5 protein-coding genes are annotated in these 3,906 nt (G+C 40.0%); 4 read left to right on the plus strand and 1 reads right to left on the minus strand.

What is annotated here, in order from left to right; translation table 11 throughout:
• Window positions 1–2: 2 nt before the first annotated feature.
• The 4 genes from QZR76_RS14025 to QZR76_RS14040 all read left to right on the plus strand — a co-directional run bounded on the left by QZR76_RS14025 (window position 3) and on the right by QZR76_RS14040 (window position 2,110).
• Window positions 3–425 (plus strand): ATPase, encoded by a 423-nt coding sequence (locus tag QZR76_RS14025; protein ID WP_294143426.1) that lies wholly within the window; start codon window positions 3–5, stop codon window positions 423–425.
• A 260-nt stretch (window positions 426–685) separates the two neighbouring features.
• The gene (locus QZR76_RS14030; protein WP_294143429.1) at window positions 686–1,198 is read left to right on the plus strand and encodes a sigma-70 family RNA polymerase sigma factor; all 513 of its coding nucleotides are present in this window, start codon (window positions 686–688) and stop codon (window positions 1,196–1,198) included.
• The gene (locus QZR76_RS14035) at window positions 1,177–1,365 is read left to right on the plus strand and encodes a hypothetical protein (protein WP_294143431.1); all 189 of its coding nucleotides are present in this window, start codon (window positions 1,177–1,179) and stop codon (window positions 1,363–1,365) included. The genes QZR76_RS14030 and QZR76_RS14035 overlap by 22 nt, the downstream gene beginning before the upstream one ends.
• A gap of 142 nt (window positions 1,366–1,507) precedes the next feature.
• A complete protein-coding gene (locus QZR76_RS14040) occupies window positions 1,508–2,110 on the plus strand; it encodes a rhomboid family intramembrane serine protease (protein ID WP_294143433.1) in 603 nt (200 codons plus the stop codon).
• Between the two features lie 3 nt (window positions 2,111–2,113).
• Here QZR76_RS14040 and QZR76_RS14045 read toward each other — a convergent pair whose 3' ends face one another.
• A complete protein-coding gene (locus QZR76_RS14045; protein ID WP_294143436.1) occupies window positions 2,114–3,604 on the minus strand; it encodes an oligosaccharide flippase family protein in 1,491 nt (496 codons plus the stop codon).
• Window positions 3,605–3,906 lie beyond the last annotated feature (302 nt).

Here is a 3,906-nt window from a genome sequence, read left to right on the forward strand (position 1 = left end):
GAATTGCATTGATGGTGGCATTGTCAGGTGTTGGTAGTGCTTATGGTGTTACAATTTGCGGTAATGCTGCCGTGGGAGCTTTAAAGAAGAACCCGACGGCTTCCGGTCAATATATCGGTCTGTCCGCTTTACCTTCTTCTCAGGGATTGTACGGATTCGTGGGATACTTCCTGTTGAGTAGCCATTTGAATCCTGCCATGGACTGGGGAGTTGCCTCTGCTATTTTCGGAGCAGGTATAGGTCTTGGATTAGTAGCTTTCTTCTCTGCTATTCGCCAGGCGCAAGTTTGTGCAAACGGTATTATCGCTATCGGTAGCGGATACAATGTGTTCGGAACGACGATGGTATTGGCCGTATTCCCCGAGTTGTATGCCATCTTGGGATTGTTGGTATTGATCCTGATTTCCGGTTTGATTCCCGCTTAAATTATAGTGTAAAATGAATCGATAAGACCGTTTGAATTTTTCAAACGGTCTTGTTGTTTTATAATATATACTTGTTTTATATTAGGATATTCCGTCTTACTTCTTTTTGAGGATGAGAGGTTTGATAAAGGTTATAGTGGAAAGTGAAACCGGTGAAATGGGAGGCATCTGTTTCTTGCGTGTTAATATTGTTGTAATAATCGGTAAAAAGCTTACATTTGCGTGTATATAATATAATAATTTGTTATAAACATGGCATAATGGAAGAACTTTTTGATAGCCAAACTTTCGAAAAGCTATTTAATAAGCATTTTTCCAACCTTACCGGTTTTGTGTATAATTACGTGAGGGATGAGGAGATAGCGAAAGATATCGTACATGATGCTTTTTTACTATTATGGGATAATCGGAAACATTTGAATCCGGTATATCCTGTAAAATCTTACCTGTTTGCTTTAGCTCAAAACAGAGCACTGAATTATTTAAGGCACCTGGGCGTGGTTAAAACGAACGAGCATGAATTGAGTATGTTATTTCATTCGGCAGCAGAGGAGTTGGATGAATATGAGAAACGCCTTGTTCGCTTGGAAAAGCAATTGTATTTATTACCCGCAAAACAACATGATGTATTGACCAAATGTGTGGTGGAAGGGAAGAGATACAAAGAGGTTGCGGAAGAACTCGGAGTTACCGGGGACATCTTTTGCTCGTTCACGGAATGCAGGATGATAATGTTCATCCGGCTCATGCGATGCGGATGGTACAATCTTTAATAGATGCCGGAAGAAACTTTGACATGCTGATTCTCCCTCGAAGCGGACATGCAATAGATGGGAGAGAGAACCGATTGTTGGAACATAAGATGCGGGGATATTTTGCCAAATATCTGTTAAACGATTTTTCAGGCGATATGTATATTGATATAGAAGAGCGTAAATAGACCGAAAGGTAAATTCGGTTAAGATTTTGTATCATTATCATTCTTTACGGCAGGGAGAAATTTTGTTCTCCCTGTTTTTTTAGCCGGAAGAATGGGAGAAAAAGTAAAATGTTGTACATTCGTAACCTAAACAAAATGAATTATGTTGACATTATTGATCATTATTGCCACGGTGGTGGTTTCGATGGCTTGTTTTAATAACCATCAACTGTTTGATAAATTGGCCTTTTCTGCTTATCGGGTGGTGAGAGCTAAAGAGTGGTATCGTCTGATCACACACGGTTTTGTGCATGCCGATTGGGTACACCTGTTCGTGAATATGTTTACTTTTTATTCTTTCGGTTCTTATTTGGAACAATGGTTTGCGGTAAACGGTTTCGGTTCGATAAGCTATCTGTTGCTTTATTTCGGGGGAATGATTGCTGCTTCTGTTTATGACTTGTTCAAGTATAATAAAAATCCGTATTATTCTTCTATCGGGGCATCGGGTGCGGTTTCCGCTGTTCTTTTTGCGGCTATATTCCTAAATCCTTGGGATAAGATCTATTTCTTTGCTATTTTACCTATTCCCGGAATATTATTCGGTTTCCTCTATCTTTTTTATTGCCAGTATATGGCGAAGCGGGATAGTGATAATATAAATCACAATGCTCACTTTTACGGGGCTGTTTATGGTTTTATCTTTCCGATCCTGGTAGAACCTGCTTTGTGGCATCAGTTCGTGCAAAACCTTTTGGGTCGTTGAGTTTTATTTTTTAACCCATCGGTTGAGGTAAGGGATTTGTTTGAGCGGTAAATCCTTTTTTATCACGTATAAAATGTATAAGACAAGAAGGATCGTCCGGAAACTAAGGCGTAAAATCTGATTTTCAATGGGAATCCACAGAGCGATAACGTATAGAACCAAGGCTAACAGAAAGTATTTCCCGATTCCTTTTAAATCGTACCGGATCGGATAATAGTGTTGTCCGATAAACCAGGAAGCGATCATCATTGCAAAATAGCAGGTGAAGGCAGCCCAGGCACAGGCTATATAGCCGTAGCGGGGGACAAAGGCTATATTGACGGCCAAAGTAATGGCTAAACCGAAAAGAGAAAAATAAGCTCCCCATTGGGTTTTATCCGTCAATTTATACCAGAGAGAGAGGTTGAAGAATATACCGAAAAAGAGTTCCGCGATCATTACGATAGGAACAACTTGTAAACCTGAGAAATAGTTCGGATCGATAAAGTAACGGAGTATTTCCAGGTAGAACATCACTCCTAAGAATATGAAAAGCCCAAAAATGATAAAATATTTCATGGCCTCGGCATAAGCTACCCGTTTATCTTCTCCTTTGTTTTGGGCAAAAATAAACGGTTCGTAAGCGTACCGGAAAGCCTGTGTGAACATCACCATGACGATGGCTATTTTGTAGTTGGCCCCGTATATTCCTAATCCGCTTTTGGCTGCAACGGGATCAGAAATCAACATGGGATATAGGATTTTATCGAGGGTCTGGTTCATGATTCCGGCAACACCTAAGATAAGTAGAGGGAAAGAGTAACGTAAAATTCGCTTTAATAGATCCGGGCGGAAACGCCAGGGGATACGTACAATCTCGGGAGCGAGAGCTAAAAGGACAATGAATGTACCTAATAGATTGGATATTAATATATAGCCTACGCCATAGGTCGGGTCGTAGAACCAGTTGATCCATTCCGGGACATGTTTCCATATCCAAGGACATACGACAAGGAAAAACAGGTTGAGGATGATATTTAAAGCGATAAACAGAAGTTTCAGGGCGGCAAAGCGTATCGGGCGTTTCAAATAGCGTAGATAGGCAAAGGGGAGTGCGCAAAAAGCATCCATGGCAATGATGGCAGCCGTAATCAAAATGTACTCCGGATGTTCCGATAATTTAAGAAGCCTGCTAATAGGGGATTGAAACAAAAAGACAAGTCCCATAAAAATAGCGGAAGTCGTGGCTAAAGAGAAAAGGCAAGTTGAATAAACCGTTTTGGGATCTTCTTCTGTGCCGTCGTTGGCAAAACGAAAAAAACCGGTTTCCAGACCGTAGATCAAAATGACCAGTAGCAACGCCATCCACGCGTAAAGATTGGTTACGTCTCCGAATTCTCCGGTTGCTAATTTGTACGTGTAAAGCGGTACCAGACACCAATTCAGAAATCTTCCGATAATACTGCTCATTCCGTAGATCGCCGTATCTTTTGCTAAGCTTTTTATTCCTGTCATGTTCTTTGTTTTACAACAGATTGTCTTTTGGTATATGTTATCAGACTCGGCAAAGATATTAAAAATGACGGAAAAGAATGGAAATATTTTGGAAAGTCCGTAGAGCCAAAGTTCATAAAGATGAAGTCATAAAATCGTAAGTCTACTTCCAATTTCCTAATCCGTCTAATTGTAAATTAATTTTTGATTTACGATTTATGATTAAGATTCTGATCTTACCTTCTTCAAATCGTCAATCTACAATCCGAAATCGTCAATCTTTTTAATCTCTTAATCCCCAATCACTCAATCACTGAATCCTT

The organism is uncultured Sanguibacteroides sp. (assembly GCF_900543425.1).
GTDB lineage: Bacteria > Bacteroidota > Bacteroidia > Bacteroidales > Marinifilaceae > Gabonibacter.

Bases quoted from the DNA above. Each gene is read 5' to 3' on its own strand.
- QZR76_RS14030 (WP_294143429.1), top strand. From the start codon at position 686: ATGGAAGAACTTTTTGATAGCCAAACTTTCGAAAAGCTATTTAATAAG.
- QZR76_RS14035 (WP_294143431.1), top strand. From the start codon at position 1,177: ATGCGGATGGTACAATCTTTAATAGATGCCGGAAGAAACTTTGACATG.
- QZR76_RS14040 (WP_294143433.1), top strand. From the start codon at position 1,508: ATGTTGACATTATTGATCATTATTGCCACGGTGGTGGTTTCGATGGCT.
- QZR76_RS14045 (WP_294143436.1), bottom strand. From the start codon at position 3,604: ATGACAGGAATAAAAAGCTTAGCAAAAGATACGGCGATCTACGGAATG.